This is a genomic window from Tautonia plasticadhaerens, assembly GCF_007752535.1.
Lineage (GTDB): Bacteria > Planctomycetota > Planctomycetia > Isosphaerales > Isosphaeraceae > Tautonia > Tautonia plasticadhaerens.
The window spans coordinates 7153412-7169906 of the sequence record NZ_CP036426.1 but is presented as its reverse complement, the minus strand read 5'-3'; the positions used below and the strand labels follow the sequence as shown (position 1 = coordinate 7169906).

16 protein-coding genes are annotated in these 16495 nt (G+C 74.5%); 11 read left to right on the top strand and 5 right to left on the bottom strand.

What is annotated here, in order from left to right; all coding sequences use genetic code 11:
- Nucleotides 1-388 precede the first annotated feature (388 nt).
- Genes ElP_RS28615 through ElP_RS28605 form a run of 3 tightly spaced genes read left to right on the top strand, consistent with a single transcriptional unit; the run spans nt 389 to nt 4986 of the window.
- Nucleotides 389-1765, top strand: a complete 1377-nt coding sequence (locus tag ElP_RS28615) for an ArnT family glycosyltransferase (RefSeq protein WP_145276059.1) — start codon at nt 389-391, stop codon at nt 1763-1765.
- Nucleotides 1758-3251, top strand: a complete 1494-nt coding sequence (locus ElP_RS28610; RefSeq protein ID WP_145276057.1) for a hypothetical protein — start codon at nt 1758-1760, stop codon at nt 3249-3251. The genes ElP_RS28615 and ElP_RS28610 overlap by 8 nt, the downstream gene beginning before the upstream one ends.
- 19 nt (nt 3252-3270) lie before the next feature.
- Nucleotides 3271-4986 (top strand): HAD-IIB family hydrolase, encoded by a 1716-nt coding sequence (locus tag ElP_RS28605; protein WP_145276055.1) that lies wholly within the window; start codon nt 3271-3273, stop codon nt 4984-4986.
- A 7-nt stretch (nt 4987-4993) separates the two neighbouring features.
- On the opposite strand, the gene ElP_RS28600 is transcribed toward ElP_RS28605, so the two are convergent.
- Entirely contained in the window at nt 4994-5401 is a 408-nt protein-coding gene (locus ElP_RS28600; protein WP_145276053.1) for a hypothetical protein, read from the bottom strand.
- A 305-nt stretch (nt 5402-5706) separates the two neighbouring features.
- Nucleotides 5707-6714 carry a WD40 repeat domain-containing protein gene (locus ElP_RS28595; protein ID WP_145276051.1) on the bottom strand — a complete coding sequence of 336 codons (1008 nt, stop codon included), beginning with the start codon at nt 6712-6714 and terminating at the stop codon, nt 5707-5709.
- 300 nt (nt 6715-7014) lie between these two features.
- Here ElP_RS28595 and ElP_RS28590 point away from each other — a divergent pair, with 300 nt between their 5' ends.
- Together ElP_RS28590 and ElP_RS28585 are read left to right on the top strand one after the other, a co-directional pair.
- On the top strand, nt 7015-7587 hold the full coding sequence (locus ElP_RS28590; RefSeq protein WP_145276049.1) for a hypothetical protein: 573 nt from the start codon (nt 7015-7017) through the stop codon (nt 7585-7587).
- 112 nt (nt 7588-7699) lie between these two features.
- Nucleotides 7700-9388, top strand: coding sequence for an RNA polymerase sigma factor (locus ElP_RS28585; RefSeq protein ID WP_145276047.1), 1689 nt, complete (start codon nt 7700-7702; stop codon nt 9386-9388).
- A gap of 76 nt (nt 9389-9464) precedes the next feature.
- On the opposite strand, the gene ElP_RS28580 is transcribed toward ElP_RS28585, so the two are convergent.
- On the bottom strand, nt 9465-9854 hold the full coding sequence (locus tag ElP_RS28580; RefSeq protein WP_145276045.1) for an ATP-dependent Clp protease adaptor ClpS: 390 nt from the start codon (nt 9852-9854) through the stop codon (nt 9465-9467).
- A gap of 139 nt (nt 9855-9993) precedes the next feature.
- Between ElP_RS28580 and ElP_RS28575 the strand changes: the two genes are divergently transcribed.
- The 5 genes from ElP_RS28575 to ElP_RS28555 all read left to right on the top strand — a co-directional run bounded on the left by ElP_RS28575 (nt 9994) and on the right by ElP_RS28555 (nt 13374).
- Nucleotides 9994-10326 (top strand): hypothetical protein, encoded by a 333-nt coding sequence (locus ElP_RS28575; protein ID WP_145276043.1) that lies wholly within the window; start codon nt 9994-9996, stop codon nt 10324-10326.
- A 6-nt stretch (nt 10327-10332) separates the two neighbouring features.
- Complete coding sequence (locus ElP_RS28570) at nt 10333-10677, top strand: hypothetical protein (protein ID WP_145276041.1); 345 nt, start codon at nt 10333-10335, stop codon at nt 10675-10677.
- Between the two features lie 117 nt (nt 10678-10794).
- On the top strand, nt 10795-12027 hold the full coding sequence (locus ElP_RS28565) for a class I SAM-dependent rRNA methyltransferase (RefSeq protein WP_231749295.1): 1233 nt from the start codon (nt 10795-10797) through the stop codon (nt 12025-12027).
- Between the two features lie 125 nt (nt 12028-12152).
- A complete protein-coding gene (locus ElP_RS28560; protein ID WP_145276039.1) occupies nt 12153-12869 on the top strand; it encodes a metal-dependent transcriptional regulator in 717 nt (238 codons plus the stop codon).
- Between the two features lie 19 nt (nt 12870-12888).
- Entirely contained in the window at nt 12889-13374 is a 486-nt protein-coding gene (locus ElP_RS28555; RefSeq protein WP_145276037.1) for an RDD family protein, read from the top strand.
- Nucleotides 13375-13440: 66 nt separating this feature from the next.
- On the opposite strand, the gene ElP_RS28550 is transcribed toward ElP_RS28555, so the two are convergent.
- A complete protein-coding gene (locus ElP_RS28550) occupies nt 13441-13665 on the bottom strand; it encodes a hypothetical protein (RefSeq protein ID WP_145276035.1) in 225 nt (74 codons plus the stop codon).
- Nucleotides 13666-13879: 214 nt separating this feature from the next.
- Here ElP_RS28550 and pdxH point away from each other — a divergent pair, with 214 nt between their 5' ends.
- Nucleotides 13880-14515: a pyridoxamine 5'-phosphate oxidase gene (gene pdxH / locus ElP_RS28545; protein ID WP_145276033.1), complete on the top strand. Its 636-nt coding sequence runs from the start codon at nt 13880-13882 to the stop codon at nt 14513-14515.
- 91 nt (nt 14516-14606) lie between these two features.
- Here pdxH and ElP_RS28540 read toward each other — a convergent pair whose 3' ends face one another.
- Complete coding sequence (locus ElP_RS28540) at nt 14607-16388, bottom strand: DUF11 domain-containing protein (protein WP_145276031.1); 1782 nt, start codon at nt 16386-16388, stop codon at nt 14607-14609.
- Nucleotides 16389-16495 lie beyond the last annotated feature (107 nt).

Below are 16495 nucleotides of genomic sequence, written 5' to 3'. Positions count from 1 at the left end.
CGGGGCCCGGCCGATTCGGATCGTCGCGGGCCGCCCCGGGGCGGGACCGGCCGGGGCCGGGCTCGCGGCGGGGGCGGTCGCGATTCGGGCGGATCCTCGGGTCGTCGGCTCGTCGGGGTGCATTCGGCTCGCTCGCGGCGGTCGGATCGCGATGGGGACGGCCCGCCCCCCCTCGCCCGTCGGGGGGGCGGCGACGCCGGGCTCCCCGATCCCCCCCCCGGCCGGGCCGGGACGGTCGAGGGATCGGCGCCCTCCGAGCGTCATCGAACCATAACCCCCGGCCTCGCGGTTGTCGGTCATCTGCACCGATTTATAGAATACCCCCATCGCTCCCCCCGGCGCGACCCATCCAACCACCCCCACCCCTCCCGATCGGCCCCCCGACGCCATGCCCCCCGATGCCCCCGATCCCCCCTCTCGGACCCTCCCCAGGCGGTGGGCCACCCTCGGCGCCCTGCTCGTCGGGCTGCTCGCGGTCGCCTGGTTCGGGCTCCGGCTGGACGCCGAGCCGGGCTTCGCCGACGAGTGGGCGTACGTCTCCCAGGCCTACTTCGGCCCCCTCTGGTGGGAAGGGAACTGGGACGACCCCTCCTGGCTCGAATACCCGGGGATCGACCTCCCCCCGCTGCCGAAATACCTGATCGCCGCCATGATCCGCCTCGGCGACCGGCCGATGCCCGACCGGCACGACGCCTTCTCCTGGTACTCCGACACCTCCACCACCTTCGGCGGCACGGACCTGCTGGCCTGGTGTCGCTGGCCGATGGTCGCGCTCGGCGCCCTCGGCTGCATGGCGGCCGTGGCGATCGGCTCGATCGCCTTCGGGCCGAGGGCCGGGATCCTGGCCGGCCTCGTCCTGGCGGTCGACCCGCTCTACCGGATGCACGCCCGGCGGGCCATGTCCGACGTGCCCGCCGAGGCGTTCACCCTGCTGGCGCTGGCCGTCGGGCTCTGGGCCTGGCGGGAATTGCTGGGGGGACGCCGGGCCGGGGCCGGGGCCCTGGCGATGGCCTTCGGGGCCGGGACGCTCGCCGGGATGGCCGCCCTCTCGAAGCTCAGCGGGGGGCTGGCGACGATGACCCTGGTCGCCTGGGCCGCCCTCGCCGTGGTCCTGCCCGGGGTGGCGACGGGCAGGAAATTGGCGGTGGTCGGCTCGGTGGCGGTGGCGGGGCTGGTCGCCTATGGGACGTTCCTCCTGGGCAACCCGGCGCTGCTGGCCGACCCGGAGATCCCCGAGGGTGCCCCCGAAGGATTCGTGGCGGTGGCGGAACGGGGGGTGATCGGCCGGACCCTCGCCGTGCTGGAACACCGGTCGGGCGTCTCGGAGGCCGGCCGGACGGATCCGAGGTTCCGGGCGCAGGGCTACGCGCTGGACGACCTGCCCTCGAAGATCCGGGTGGTCGCCGTCCAGGGCTTCGGCCGGTTCGGGCCGCTCGGGCCGAGGCAGACCGACTCGCTCGTCCGGTTCGACCGCGAGCAGGACTGGGGGGCGATCCTCTGGGGGCCCCTCGTGCTGCTCGGGGTGGCCTGGGCGGCCCTGCTCGGGCGACGACAGCGTCGGGCGGGGGCGCCGCCGACGGCCTGGGCCGTGCTCGCCCAGTTCCTCGTCGCGCTGGCCACCGTCACCGCGTTCATCCCCCTGGCCTGGGACCGCTACCTGCTGCCGATCCAGTCCGGGGCGGCGCTGCTGGCCTCGGGGTTCGTGGCCGGGGCGATCGGGGCGGCGGCGGGGCTGATGGGTCGGAAGGGGGGATCGGGTGCCTGAGCCGAGGGAGTTCCCGCGCTGGTCGGGGTCGGATCGCCGGCTCGCGCCGATCGGGGTGGCGGCGATCCTGCTCGCCAGCACCTCCTTCTTCTGGCACGCCCGGGACTGGAACAGCGCCAGCCGGTTGATGCTGACGTACGCGATCGTCGATCACGGGACGATCCGGCTCGACCCCTACCGGGTCCAGACCAACGACATCGCCGCCTTCGGGGGGCACTTCTACACCGACAAGCAGCCGGGCTACTCGATCGCGGCGGCGGTCCCCTACGCGATCGCCAAGGCGGCACTCGGCCTGCCCGACCACCCCGAGGGGCCCCCGGCGCTGACCCACTGGCCGGGGGACTACTGGGCGACTCTCGGCACGGCGGGCCTGGCCACCGCGATCGGCGCGGCGGTGCTGGTGGTGCTCGCGGGCAGGGCCGGCTGCGGCCCGAGGGCGTCGAGCCTGGTCGGGCTGGCCTACGGGCTGGCAACCCCCGCCTATGCCTACGCGAGCATGAGCTACGGCCACCAGCTCGCCTCGGCCTGCCTGCTGGGGTCGCTGGCGCTGGTCGACCGGCCCGGGACGCGTCGTCCGGGCCTGGCCCTGGCGGCGTCGGGGTTCCTGGCGGCGTTTGCGTCGGTGGTGGAACTCTCGGTGGGGCCGATCTCGGCCCTGCTCGGGTGCTTCGCGATCGGGAAGGTGGCCACGCGGTCGTTGCCGCCCAAGGCGATTTGCGGGTTCGTCCTCGGGGCGTCGGTGCCGACGCTGGTGCTCCTGGGATACAACGCGATGGCCTTCGGCAACCCGCTGGACATCGGCTACGCCCACCACGCGACCCAGCAATTCGCCGAGGTCCACTCGGCCGACAACCCGCTGGGCCTCCGGGCACCCGACTGGTCGAAGGCCGTCCCGCTGCTCTGGGGGCGGCACCGGGGGCTCTTCTTCTACGCGCCGATCCTGCTGCTGGCCCCGGTGGGGTGGGCGGCGTTGCTGGTCCGGGGGAAGGTCGGCCTGGGGCTGGTGGCGATCCTGGCGAGCCTGGCGGTCTTCCTGGTCAACGTGAGCTACCCGGAGTGGACGGGGGGCTGGTCGACCGGCCCGAGGCTGCTGGTCCCCCTGATCCCCTTCGGGATGCTCGGCGTGGCGGGGGCGCTCGCGGTCGGCGGCCGGGGGGCGGCGATCGTGGCCGGGATCCTGGCGATCGCTGGCGGGGCACTGATCTTGCTGTTCCAGGGGGTCGGGGCCCAGATCCCCCAGGACGTGCCCGACCCGCTGGTCCAGGTCGCCTGGCCGCTCTGGTCGGGGGGACGCATCCCCCGCTGGTGGCTCGGCGACCGGTTCACCCGGACGATCCCCTCGGTGCTGGCGCCGGGATGGGTCGGCGGGCTGCCGACGGGCAGGCAGTGGCTCCAGTTCGCGCCGCTGCTCGTCGGTCAGGCGGTCGCCATCGGGCTCTTGATGGTGCTCCTGGGCCGGGGGGGGCGGGCACGCATCGAGACCTGAACGAGCCCCGGGGCCGACCATGCGCTACCTCGCCCTCGCCGCCGACTATGACGGGACCCTCGCCCGGGACGGCCGGATCGACGACGCCACCGAGGCCGCCCTGCACCGCCTGAAGGCCTCCGGCCGTCGGCTGCTGATGGTCACCGGCCGGGAGCTGGACGAGCTACACGAGGTCTGCCCGCAGCTCGAGCTGTTCGACCGGGTCGTGGCCGAGAACGGCGCGTTGCTGTTCGACCCGGGCCGCCGGGAGGAGATCCCGCTGGCCGAGCGGCCCCCCGACCGGTTCGTCCGGCGGCTCCGGGAGCGGGGCGTCGGGCCGATCTCGGTCGGCCGGGTGATCGTGGCGACCTGGGTGCCCCACGAGCACGCGGTCCTGGAGACGATCCACGAGCTGGGCCTGGAGCTCCAGGTCATCTTCAACAAGAAGGCCGTGATGGTCCTGCCGACGGGGGTGAACAAGGCCACCGGCCTGGAGGAGGCCCTCCGCCGGCTGGGGCTCTCCCCCCGCAACGTGGTGGCGATCGGCGACGCCGAGAACGACCACGCGATGCTCCACGGCGCCGAGTGCGGCGTGGCCGTCTCCAACGCGGTCCCCTCCCTGGCCGAGCAGGCCGACTGGGCCACGGCCGGGGGGCGGGGGGCCGGGGTCTCGGAGCTGATCGGCCGGCTCCTCGACGACGACCTGGAGGGGCTCTCCCCCCGGCTCCGGCGCCACGACGTGCCGCTCGGCCGCGACCGGGACGACGAGGAGGACGAGTACCGCTTCCCCCCCTACGGAGTCAACGTGCTGATCGCCGGGACCTCCGGCAGCGGCAAGTCGACGATGGTCGCCGGGGTCCTGGAACGCCTGGCCGGGCGCGGATACCAGGCCTGCGTGGTCGACCCGGAGGGGGACTACGCCAACCTCCCCGGCGCGATCGTGCTCGGCGGGCCGGACGCCCCCCCGGCGGTCGAGGAGGTGCTCGACGTGCTCCAGGATCCCGAGGGGGCGGCGGTGGTGAACCTGATCGGCCTGTCGATGCCGCACCGCCCCGGTTTCTTCGACGCCCTGATGCCCCGGCTCCAGGAGCTCCGGGCCCGGACCGGCCGCCCCCACTGGCTGGTGATCGACGAGGCCCACCACCTCCTGCCCCGGGGCCGGGAGCCGGCCACCCCGCCGTCGGGCTTCGGCGGGACCCTGCTCATCACCGTGCACCCCGAGAGCGTGGCCCCGGAGATCCTGGGCGCGGTCGACCGGGTCTGGGCGGTCGGCGAGGATCCGGCGCGGACGCTCCGCACCTTCTGCGAGTCGATCGGCGAGCCCCCCCCGGGGGTCGGGCCGACCCGGCTCGAGCCCGGGGAGTGCCTCGCCTGGGACCGGGAGCCCGGGGGCCGCCCGCCCCGGGTCGTCCGGTCGATCCCGCCGAAGGCCGAGCGGCGGCGGCACTCCCGGAAGTACGCCGAGGGGGAGCTCCCCCCCGAGCTGAGCTTCTACTTCCGGGGCCCCGGGGGCCGGCTGAACCTCCGGGCCCAGAACCTCGTCCTGTTCCTCCAGATCGGCGAGGGGGTGGACGACGAGACCTGGCTGCACCACCTCCGCCGGGGCGACTTCGCCCGGTGGTTCGAGCAGGTGCTGAAGGACCGGGCCCTGGCCGACGAGTCCCGGGGGCTCGCCCGAGACCTCGGCGACGACGCCGGGGCCGGCCGATCGGCCCTCCGCGAGGCGATCGCCGGGCGCTACGTCCTGCCCGAATGATGCCGGGTCACCGGGCGAGCGGCTCGGCCATCATCCCCAGGGCGATCTCGTAGACGTCGTCCGGGCACCGGGCCTGGAAGTTCAGCCGGAGCCGGATCATCGACGGGTCGTCCTCCGTCGGCTCCCGGCCGACGACCCGGGCCCGGGCCCCCCCCGAGAGGCTCGGGCCGACGACGCAGAACCAGGCGTCGTCCCCCACCCCCGGCCCGTCCGGGCAGGCGACCGCCGCCCCGGTCCGGCTCACGTCCAGCAGCCGGGCGCCCAGCGTCTGGAACTGCTCGCCGTCCCACCAGCCCAGCCAGATCCGATCTTCCACGGCCGAGAACCTCCGGGCCCCCCGACGCTCGCTCCCCATCGGCCGGGCCCCCCGGGCGGCCGACCCCTTCGACTCCACCTCGATCAGTTCGATCGCCATGACGTGTCCCCCGTCCGCTCCGTCGCCCGCCCCGGCCCCGAGGCCAGCGGCGGGGCCCCCGTCGCTCTCGACCGGCCCGATCGGCCGTCGCACATCGCAACCCTAGGTCGATTCGCGCGGGGCTGCCCGGAAACAACATCGTGGATGCGTGCTTTCGGCAACAGGGCGACACGCGACCGGGACCGGCCCGTAAGGCGGTCCGATCGAGGCCGATCGGCCTCGATCGACCCGGTCGGGGCGGGGCCGGTCGCGTCCCGGACGCGTCCCCCCGGGGGGCGAGCTGCCCGGGGCCTCGTCGGGATCCCTCAGGGGAGCTGCAGGAGGTGGATCCGGCCGTCGGACGCCGCGACGGCCAGCCTCCGGCCGTCGGGCCCGAAGGCGACGCCGTGGGCCCGGATCCCCGGCCCCAGCCGCCCCGAGCAGGCCGGCCCGGCCCCGCCCGGATCCCAGACGAACCAGTGCCCGCCGTAGCCGACGGTCGCCAGCCTCGACCCGTCCGGGGACCAGGACAACGCATAGATGTCGTCCGGGTGCCCCTCCAGCGTCGCCAACGCCTCGCCGTCTTCCGCCTTCCAGAGCCGGGCCGTCTTGTCCACCGACCCGCTGGCGAGCGTCCCGCCGTCGGGGCTGAATGCCAGGCAGTAGACCGCCCCCCCGTGCCCCTCCAGCGTCCGGACCTCGGCGCCGTCGTCGGCCTTCCAGAGCTTGACGAGTCCGTCGTCCCCTGCCGAAGCGATCCGGCCCCCCGCCGGGCTGAAGGCGACGGCGTAGCAGATCGCCCCGTGGGCCTCCGCGATGGTCCGGACCGGTGCCCCGGTGGCGGCGTCCCAGATCCGGACCGTCTTGTCGGCCCCCGCGGTGGCGACCTGCGAGCCGTCGGGGCTGAAGGCGACGCCGTAGACCCGACCCTCGTGCCCCTTCAGCTCGACCGCCGGGGCGGCCGGCTCGGCCGGATCCCCGCCCGGGATCGCCCAGATCCGGGCCAGATTGTCCTGCCCCCCGGAGGCGACCCGGGTGCCGTCGGGGCTGACGGCGACGCACAGCGCCAGGTCCTCGTGCGTGCCCAGGACGGCCCGCTGCTCGGCGGTCGAGGCGTCCCAGAGCCTCACCGTCCCGTCGAAGCCGGCCGAGACGATCGACGCGCCGTCGGGCGTCCAGGCCACCGCGTAGGCCGGCTCGGCATGCCCGTCCAGCACGCCGATTTCCTTGGCCTGGGGGCGGGCGGTCGCGGTCGCGGGGAGGGCGAGGGCGGCGGCGATCCCGAGGATCGCCCGGGTCCGGTTCCGGGGCCGGGTCGGGAGGGGGCGGCTCATGGCGAGGCTCCGGCGGGGGATCGGGCGAGGGGGGGGCGCATCGGGGTCGGCCCGACGGCAGGCGCCGAACATAGACCGATCCCCGGCCCGGTGCAACGGCCCCGGCCCGGGGGGCTCGGGGAGGGGGGACGTCGCCCCGGGGCCTCCTGCGGGCCCGTCGAGGCTGACGAAGGGCGGACTCGGTGATAGACTGGATCCGGCCCGGGCCCCGGTCGCCCGCCCGCCCCACCCCGCCTCGCATCGCCCGGGATCGGCGATCGAGCCGCCCCCCGAATTCCGACCCGAACGGGACCGCGTCCCATGCCCGAGCGCCGCCGGCCGTCTCGTCCCAGCAGGGGCAGGTCCCCGTTCGACGCGTCCCGGGAGGACCTGGAGCACCTGGCCGGTTACGTCCGGGGTTTCGCGGGACGCCTGCTGGCCGAGCCCCGGCCCGACTCCTCCCCGCCGGCCGACGGCACCCGGGTGGCGCGATCCCCGGGCGCCGGCCCGGCCCGGTACGAGCCCCCCGCCTCGGCCATCGGCCCCCTGTTCCTCCGCCGGCTCGACCGCATCCATTCCCCCCGGGTCGACTTCGACCTGGACGTCAACGCCCGGCCGACGGCCCGGGTCCTGGGCGGCTACTACCGCCGGCGCCGCCTGGTCCGCATCTACTCCCACGACCGGGAGGCCGGCCGGCGCCCGCTGGAGGAACTCTTCGACACCTTCCTCCACGAGGTCGCCCACCACCTCGAATACACCGAGCCCCAGAGCTTCCACGCCAAGTCCTGCGGCCGGGTCCCCGGCCGCATGCACTCCGAGCTGTTCTGGCGGATCCTCGGCGAGCTGAAGGCCCGATGGGCCGACCTCCAGCGCCGGGCCGACGGGCCGATCTGACCGGCCCGGCCCCGGTCCCGCCGCCCCGTCCCTGGAAAAATCCGGAACCGGAACGCCCCGGCGCGGCATCTCCAGGAGGAAGGCGGGGGCGTTTCCGGGAGCGGAGGGGGTGATGCCGGGTCGGCTGAATGGCGAGGCGCTGGAGCGGCTCCGGGCGATCGCCTCGGGCGGGAACCCGTCCGACGAGGCCCTGGTCTCCCGGTTCGTCTCCCGGGGGGATGACGCCGAGGACGCCTTCGCCGCGCTGGTCGACCGCCACGGCCCGGCCGTCTTCCGGGCCTGCCGGGCGATGCTCGGCGAGGAGCAGTCGGCCCAAGACGCCTTCCAGGCGACCTTCCTGGTCCTCGCCCGGAAGGCGGGGACGCTCCGGGTGGCCGACTCGGTCCAGCCCTGGCTGCTGGCCGTGGCCGTCCGGGTCTCGGCGTCCTCCCGGGCGGCCGAGGCGAGGCGTCGGAGGCACGAGGGGAGGCGGTTCGCCGTCGAGGTCGAGGCCCGGCCGTCCGGCGACCCGGCCGAGCGCCGGGAGGTGGTCGAGCTGGTCCGGGACGAGGTGGCCCGCCTGCCCGATCACCTGAGGGCCGCGGTCGTCGCCTGCGACCTGGAGGGCCTCGGCCACGAGCAGGCCGCCCGGCGGCTCGGCTGGCCGATCGGGACGGTCAAGAGCCGGCAGGCGAGGGGCCGGGAACGGCTGAAGTCCCGGCTGGCCCGTCGGGGTTTGTCGGCGGCCCCGATCGCCATACGTGGTGGCCTTGAAACGCGACTCGTGGTCCCGGGGGGGCTGGTCCGGGGGACGGTCCGGGCGGCCCTCGCCACCCGAAGCGGGGTCAGGCTGGCCGGGGCGGTCCCGGCCTCGGTCGGACGGATGGTGCGGTCGGAGGGCGGATCGATGACGGCGATCTTCCACGCGGCGGCGGTCGGGACGGTCCTGCTGGGGGCCTGGGCCGTCGCCCTGGGGCCGGGCGGGGGCGGGCAGGAGGACGAGCCGGCGAAGCCCGAGGTCGGGGTGCAGGAGGTCGGGGCCGGGACCAGGCCGAGGGGCGACCAACCCCCGGGCCCGCCCGCCCCGGTCGAGCTGGAGGCGATCGCCCTCGCCGGGGTGACGCAAATCGCGGCCCGGGACGACCAGGGCGAGCTGATCGGCGAGCACGGTGCGGCGGGGGCCCCGGGGCTGGTCGGCTATGAGATGAAATCGCTCCCACTCTCGATGGTCGCCGTGGTGGGGGCCTTCGAGCAGCGAGCCTTGCAGGAGGCGATCCGGGAGGGGGGCGAAGGCCGGGCCGTGGTGGCCTACCGTCGGGTCGACCTGGAGCGGCAACGGCTCGGGGAGGATGGGGCGTGGTCCCCCTGGGAGCCGATCGACCCGGAGCAGTCGAGGGAACTCGTCCTCGATGTCGCGTTCGAGATGGAGGATTGGACCCCCCAGGAGCTCCGCAACGAGGTGCTCGTCGCCTGGATCCCGTACCTCGAAGGCTGGCGTGATGACGAGTTCCGGTTGATCGCCGAGCGATTCCGGGATCGACGGCTCAATGAGGCTCTGGCTCCGAGGGGGAACGGGATGATGGGTCGGCCCGAGGGGAGTCCTCCCCCGCATGTCCGGGAGCCCTGGCTGACGATCCGGGCGGTCGACCTGACGGTCGAGCCCGGCGAGTCCTACCGATACCGGGTCCGGGTGGTCATCGACGACCCCAGGGGGGGCCTGCCGGGGATGCGGGAGGTCGCCGGGGAGTGGAGCGAGCCGGTCGGGCCGGTCCGGGCGGCGGCGATTTCCGACCGAGCCGGCCAGGTGGGGCCGGGTCGCTGACCCGAGCCCGGCCGATCGGCGGGCCGGGCTCGCGCCGACCCCGGCCCGGTCGCCGGGGCCGAGCCGCATCCCCCGATCACCCCCCCGGGGCGGGCTCGATGTAGCAGCCGAGCGGGCCCTTGGAGACGCTCATCCGGTGGTCGGGGCCGTAGGCGAGCACCTGGTCCCGCTTCAGCTCGGCCAGCTCCTTGTGGGTGGTGTAGACCACGGCCCGGCCGGAGAGGTGGATCCGCCAGGTCAGCTCCTTGGCGGTGGCCAGGGGGTGGCGGAAGAGCTTGCAGAGCAGCTCGATGACGTAGTCGAACGTGTGCTCCTCGTCGTTGAGGATGACGACGTTGTAGGGGGGCTGTCGCTTCGTCTCGGTCGACTCGTCGGCCTGCTTGCGGGTCTTCGGGACGGCCTTGGGGGCGACGACCGGCTCGGCCACGGACGTCCCGCCCGAGTGTTCGTGGTCGGGTTCGCTCATGCGAGTCGGCTCCGCCGGCGAAGGGGGTGGTGGCTGGTTTGGACGGATCGCACGCAATAGCAGTAGAATAGCGGCCGGGCACGCCCCCTGTGTAGCGGAATCCCGGCAACGCACCCCGACCGAGCGAATCGAGCCCCCGATGGCCCAGAAGATCACCCCCGGCCTCGCCCTGAGGCAGCTCCAGCAGGCCCAGCAGGCGATGAAGAAGGTCCGCAAGGGGCTCGTCCAGGTCCGGGAGGCCGACCCCGCCCGCCGCGCCGAGCTGGCCCAGCCCGTCCTCCAGGCCGGCTGGGAGGCGCTCACCCGGACCCACCGGGACCTGGCCGAGATCCCCCTCGCCAGCGCCACCGAGGAGGTCATGCTCCGGCAGATCGCCGTCCAGCGCTACGCCACGGCCCTGCTCGTCCGCCTCCGACGGCTCGTCCGCAACGACCCGGACGCCCTGGAGGGGCTGGACGACGACGAGGATTGAGGAGAGATGCAGGATCGAATCGAGGAGGCGCTGATGGAGACGGGTTTCAGTAACGCAAAGATTAGTGACAAGCTCGTAGAATACGCGGAAGAGCTTTCACTCTCCACGAAGGGACTCGGGGCAGAAAGCGTCCGCCAGTGGCGATCCGAAGGTGCGATTCCCAACGCCGTTGCGTTGTATGGAATCGCCCGCCTCTCAAATCGGCCGATGCAGTGGTTTTTCGATGGTGTCGATGACTCTGCGAGCAGACTCGACGAGGACGATCGATTTGTCTTGCGTGTCTGGCGATCGATGCGGATTGACGCCGACGAGGCTGCACGGCGGTTGGCTACGAACCCACTGCAAGATTGACCGTCGCCGATCGCCGTCGGACGATCGAACTCGGCCCAAAGAAACCGGGCATCTCTCACGTTTGGAGCTTTCGGCGGATGGACTTGCATCGTGGTTGAACGGCAAGAACGCAGAGCGGTGGAGCCGCCGAGTCGGGACCTGGAGCCGGAGGCCACGCTGCCGACGGTCCGGGTGCGGTCGCCGGGGTTCCACACGTTCATCTTCAGGAAGATGGTGATGGGGCCCGAGCCGGGGCCGAGGCCCAACGACGGCGACCTCGTCCGGGTGATCGACCGGGACGGCGTCCCCCTGGGCTTCGGCCTCTACAACTCGAAGTCGCAGATCCCCGTCCGGCTCATCTCCCGGGGGCAGGAGCCGCCGGGCCCCGGGTTCTGGGAGTCGAGGATCGACGAGGCGGTGGAGCTGCGACGCCGGACGCTCGGCCTCGACGAGGCGGGCGACGCCTACCGGCTCGTCCACGCCGAGGGGGACGGCCTCTCCGGCCTGATCGTCGACAAATTCGGCGACGTGCTCTCGGCCGAGGTCTTCAGCCTGGGCGTCTACCAGCGGATCGGCCCCCTGATGGCCCGCCTCCTCGACCGGGCCGGGGCGGCCGAGTACCGCGTCCACGTCGACCACCGGATCGCCCAGGCCGAGATGTTCGCCGGCCGACCCGTGGCGACCGAGGGGGCTCCCGAGAAGGTCGAGATCCGGGAGCACGGCGTCCGATACCGGGTCCGGTTCGAGGGCGGCCACAAGACCGGCTTCTTCTGCGACCAGCGCGACAATCGCCGGGGGCTGGCCCGCTTCTGCGAGGGCCGGGAGGTCCTGGACGTCTGCTGCTACTCCGGGGGCTTCGGGCTCTCGGCCCTGGTCAACGGCGGGGCGAAGGAGGTCACCGGGGTCGACCTCGACGAGAAGGCGGTGGCGATGGCGAAGGAGAACGCCAACCTGAACCAGGTCCGCATGAAGCTGGTCCACTCCGACGCCTTCAACTACATGAGGCAGATGGGGGCCGACGCGCGGGCCTTCGGCGTCGTCGCGCTCGACCCGCCGAAGCTGATCGGCTCCCGGCTGGAGATGGACGAGGGCCGCAAGAAGTACCTGGATCTGAACACCCTGGCCCTGGGCCTCGTCGAGCCGGGGGGGCTGCTGCTGACCTGCTCCTGCTCGGGGCTGCTGCCGGCGGAGGAGTTCCTCGGCATCGTCCGGTCCGCCGCCCGACGCGCCGGCCGGTCGGCCCGGGTCCTGGCGACGACCGGCGCCGGGCCCGACCACCCCGTCGGCCTGGAGGACCCTGAGGGGGGCTACCTGAAGGCCGCCTGGCTGCTCGTCGGCGAGCGGCAGGGGCGCCCCCCGGCCGTCGAGTGAGGGGAGGGCGGGCGGGCGGCCGGGCCTCGCCGGGGCTCGGGGTCGAGTTCGGGCCGGGGCCCGGGTAAGATGGGCCTCGCCGCCGATCGGGAACGGCGGTCGGGCCGGGTCGGGGGGCGGATCTCGTGGCGAGCCTGACCGTCGAGAACTACGTGAAGACGATCTACCAGATCGCCGCCGATCAGGCCCGGGACCGCGCCGTCGCCACCGGGGAGCTGGCCCAGGCCCTGGGCGTCTCCCCCGGCACGGTGACCGGGATGCTCAAGACGCTCTCCGAGGCCGGGCTGGCCTCGTACACGCCCTACGAGGGGGTCCGCCTCTCCCCCCAGGGGGAACGGCTGGCGTTGAAGGTCCTCCGCCGCCATCGCCTGCTGGAGCTCTTCCTCGTCGAGACGTTGCAGATGCCCTGGGACGAGGTGCACGAGGAGGCCGAGCACATGGAGCACGCCGTCTCGGAGCACCTGATCGACCGGATCGACGCCTACCTCCGGCACCCGGCCGTCGACCCCCACGGCGACCCCATCCCCCGGGCCGACGGCTCGCTGCCCGAGCCCCCCGGGCGCCCCCTGACCGGCCTGCCCGCCCCGGAGCGGTTCCGGGTGGCCCGGGTCGTCGACCAGGACCCGAGCTTCCTGCGGTACCTCTCCGACTGCGGGCTGGACCTCGGGGCCGAGGGCTCCGTGGTCGAGAACCGGAGCGAGTCCGGGGCCCTGGTCGTGCTCGTCGGCGGCCGGACCGTGGCCCTGGGCCGGGAGGCGGCGGGCCGGGTGCTCGTCTCCTCGATCCCCGACGGCCCCCCGCCCGGGGGCCCGGGCGAGGCGCGCCGAGCTGATCCGAGCTGAGCCGAGGTGAGCTGAGCCGATGACGACGACCGGTACCCCGCACGCCGACCCCGTTCGCCCCCCGATCGGGGGCGCCCCGGGCCCGACACCCGCCCCGGCCCCCGTCACCGTCGGCCTCCCCCGGCGGGGGATCGCCCTGGCGATCGACTACGGCATCCTGGCCGGCCTCTGCCTCGCGATCGACCGGACCGCCGGGCGGACCGGCCTGCCCCCCGAGGTCCTCCGGCCGACGGTCGCCCTGGCCTGCTTCGCCGCGTCGGCCTTCTACTTCTCGCTCCTGGAAAGCTCCCGATGGCGGGCGACCCCCGGCAAGCTCGCCGCCGGGGTCCGGGTCCTCGACGACGACGGCCGCCGCGTCTCCTTCCCCCGGGCCCTGGGCCGGACCTTCGCCAAGCTCCTCTCGCTGGCCCCCTTCGGCGTCGGCCTGCTCATGGCCGCCTTCTCGGAACGCAATCGGGCCCTCCACGACGTCCTGGCCGGGACGGTCGTCGCCCGGGCGAGGTAAGCCAGGGATCTCCCGGCGGTCGATCCGGCTCGCCGGCCCCGGCCGGCCGGGCGATCGGCCGGGCGGTCAGCCGAGGGAGACCGGCCGGGCCTCCGACCGGACCGACAGGCCGAGCAGGCCGAGGCGGGCGGCCTGGAGGATCTCGGGGGCGGGCAGCCAGGTCGAGGTGTCCTCGGGGCGGGGGCCGGGGACGATCAGGATGGGGATGCCCCCCGAACCGCGCTGTACTCGGCAGCCCCGGGGCACGTCGACCTCGAAGACCGTCTCGCCCTGGCGGACCTGGAGGATCATGGCCCCTCCGACCGGACCGGCCGCGCCTCCCCGGCCCGCTCCTGGGAGCCCGGCGGCGCGTCGACTACAATGGGCCGGCGGGGCCGGGCCGGCCCGTCCCCTGGGGACGCCCGGGCGCTCCGCGTCGTCGTCGGGCCGGCCGCGCGATCGAGCGTGCGGACGTGCCGTGTTGCATTCATGATGATTTACGCCGGGTGTCCAGGAGCGTGACGCCGTGAGGTCGATCACCGCGCGTCGGGAGTACGGGCTGGGCTCGCTGAGCGAGCACGAGGTCGACCCCGACCCGATCCGACAGTTCTCCTCGTGGTTCGCCGAGGCCGAGCGGGCCGGGCTGGACGAGCCCTACGCCATGACCCTGGCCACCGCCTCGGCCGGGGGCCGCCCCTCGGCCCGGGTGGTCCTGCTGCGGGGGGTCGACGGGCGGGGCTTCCGGTTCTTCACCAACTACCGCAGCCATAAGGGCCGGGACCTGGAGTCCAACCCCTTCGCCTGCCTGCTGTTCGACTGGCACGAGGTGGAGCGACAGGTCCGGGTCGAGGGCCGGGCCGAGCGGCTCCCCGAGGCCGAGTCCGACGCCTACTTCGCCGGCCGGCCCGCCGAGACGAGGATTGGCGCCTGGGCCTCCGACCAGAGCGAGGTGGTGGCCGACCGCCAGGCCCTGGAGCGTCGCTACGCCGAGTTCGCCTCCCGGTTCGGCGACGACGTGCCCCGGCCGCCGCACTGGGGGGGCTACCTCGTCATCCCCGAGTCGGTCGAGTTCTGGCAGGGCCGCCCGGGCCGGCTCCACGACCGCATCCGCTACGCCGCCGAGGGGGGCGATCCCTGGAGGATCGAGCGGCTTTCCCCCTGAGCCCGGCCGAGCCCCCCGGCGGGAGGCGTCCGGGGGCGCGGCGAGCCGAGCCCCGGAGGCCTCCCGCCGCCCCCATCCCCGAGCCCCGGGCTCAGCGGACCCGGGCCTGGAACGACACCGCCCCTTCCTCCCCGGGCATGATCGCCGAGGGGAGGTCCCAGCGCAGCTCGGTCGACCCGACGGCGTTCTCGGCGGCGAGGAAGTCGATCCCCTCCTCGGACTGCCCTCCCTCGACCCCGAGGATGTCGGAAGGGTCCTCGGCCGCGGTGAAGACCGAGCCGGAGGGCCCCCGGGCGCTGCCGGGGAGGTACTCGAAGCGGGGCAGGAGGCTGTCGACCACCGAGACGTCGGAGATCGGCGTGTTCCCCATGTTCCGCCACCGGATGGTGAAGGTGACGACCTGGCCGGCCTCGGCGACCGCCGTGTCGGACTCCTTGACCACGGCCAGGCCGGGCAGGTCGGGGGGCGGCTCGATCCCGGCCACCTCGTCCGGCTTCCAGGCGACGACCGCCTGGCTCGCGCCCTGGATGATCCCCGTGATGACCGGCCCCTCGGCCGTCTTGATGCCGAGCGGCGCCACGTCCTTCTGCTCGGTGATCGCCGTGACCTGGCCCCGCTCCACCTGGGCCCCCTGGACCCTCCGCTCCTCGTCCAGCACGACCACCTCGGAGAGGGCGTTCAGGACCCGGACCTCGACGTGGGTGATCGGCGGGGTCCGGCCCTGGGAGGCCGAGGCCCGCTGCCGGGCCCTCGCGGCGTTGGCCGAGAGCGTCTGGGCCACCTTGACCGGGGTCCGGGCGGTCTCCTCCACCTGCTGACGGGCCAGGGCCTCGGCCCCCCGGGGGACGGTGACCATCGTGTTCTCGTTCGGGCCGAGCGACGCCCGGACCAGGGCGAACCTCGGGGAGTAGAGGCAGACGGTGTTCGTCGGCAGGATCCGGGGCTTGATGCCGGCGTTGAACCGGACCATCGAGTCCTTCGGGTCCACCCCCACCACCCGGCCGTCGGGGCCGATCCCGGCCTTGCCGCCGTGGTCGCCGCCGTCGCAGAGGTACTCGTCCCCCGGGAAGAGGGGCGTCGGCGGGTGGGCCGGCTCCAGCGGGGGGCAGACGGGGATGCCGCACCGGCCGCCGCCGGCCATCGGCTCGAAGGGGCAGGGGCCGACGCCGAAGCCGGCCGCGCCGAAGCCGATCGGCTCGCCCGGCGTCGGGGTCCGGCCGCCGATCCGGACGATCGCCATCACCCGTCCCAGGGCGTCGGCCACCCGGAGCGGGTCCTCGCCGGGGCTGACGGTGGTGGTCGGGATCATGTGGCCGGGGAGCGAGAGCGGCAGGGCCTGGTCGGGGTCTTCCAGGTAGACGACGTGGGTGACGAGCTTGCCGTCGTCGACCACGTCGATCAGGTCGCCCAGGCCGAAGACGACCCGGATCGGGAACCGGGCCGGGTCGACGTCCGACGGCCGGTGCAGGTGGCCGACGACCTCGATCACCGGGAACAGCTCGGCGTCCGGCCGGTTCGGCAGGTTCGAGAGCCGGAGCCGATACCCGACGCCGACCTGGAGGCCGACGGTCACGCCGCCGCCCGCCTCGTCCTCGGGCACCGGCAGGGGCATCGGCGTCGGTTCGAGCACCTCGATCGCCGTCCCCGGCGGCCCGGAGAGGCGGACGACCTGGATCTGGGGGGGCAGCACCGGCACTCCCGGAATCGGGGCCGGGGCCGGGGCGGCCGGGTCGCCGATCACGGCCAGGCCGGCGGGCTCGCCGGGGACGGCCTGGCGGGCCGCCGCCGCCCGGGGGGTCGCGCCTGCCGCCAGCGCGACGGCCAGCAACAGGGCCGCCGTCGCCGCCGGGCCGGTCCGTCGCGGTCGCAACATGGGTCGGTCCCTCCTTCACTTCCTGTTCGGGGCGGGGTGGGGTGCGAGGCCTGGGATGCGCCCGGCGGCCCCGGCCCTCCGCCGGCCGCCGCCCGTCGCATCGTCGG

What these genes read in the sequence shown, in the direction of transcription:
- ElP_RS28580 (WP_145276045.1), bottom strand. Translation starts at nt 9,854, where the DNA reads ATGAGCGAACCCGACCACGAACACTCGGGCGGGACGTCCGTGGCCGAG.
- ElP_RS28595 (WP_145276051.1), bottom strand. Translation starts at nt 6,714, where the DNA reads ATGAGCCGCCCCCTCCCGACCCGGCCCCGGAACCGGACCCGGGCGATC.
- ElP_RS28555 (WP_145276037.1), top strand. Translation starts at nt 12,889, where the DNA reads ATGACGACGACCGGTACCCCGCACGCCGACCCCGTTCGCCCCCCGATC.
- ElP_RS28540 (WP_145276031.1), bottom strand. Translation starts at nt 16,388, where the DNA reads ATGTTGCGACCGCGACGGACCGGCCCGGCGGCGACGGCGGCCCTGTTG.
- ElP_RS28590 (WP_145276049.1), top strand. Translation starts at nt 7,015, where the DNA reads ATGCCCGAGCGCCGCCGGCCGTCTCGTCCCAGCAGGGGCAGGTCCCCG.
- ElP_RS28575 (WP_145276043.1), top strand. Translation starts at nt 9,994, where the DNA reads ATGGCCCAGAAGATCACCCCCGGCCTCGCCCTGAGGCAGCTCCAGCAG.
- ElP_RS28550 (WP_145276035.1), bottom strand. Translation starts at nt 13,665, where the DNA reads ATGATCCTCCAGGTCCGCCAGGGCGAGACGGTCTTCGAGGTCGACGTG.
- ElP_RS28605 (WP_145276055.1), top strand. Translation starts at nt 3,271, where the DNA reads ATGCGCTACCTCGCCCTCGCCGCCGACTATGACGGGACCCTCGCCCGG.
- ElP_RS28615 (WP_145276059.1), top strand. Translation starts at nt 389, where the DNA reads ATGCCCCCCGATGCCCCCGATCCCCCCTCTCGGACCCTCCCCAGGCGG.
- ElP_RS28585 (WP_145276047.1), top strand. Translation starts at nt 7,700, where the DNA reads ATGCCGGGTCGGCTGAATGGCGAGGCGCTGGAGCGGCTCCGGGCGATC.
- ElP_RS28600 (WP_145276053.1), bottom strand. Translation starts at nt 5,401, where the DNA reads ATGGCGATCGAACTGATCGAGGTGGAGTCGAAGGGGTCGGCCGCCCGG.
- ElP_RS28570 (WP_145276041.1), top strand. Translation starts at nt 10,333, where the DNA reads ATGCAGGATCGAATCGAGGAGGCGCTGATGGAGACGGGTTTCAGTAAC.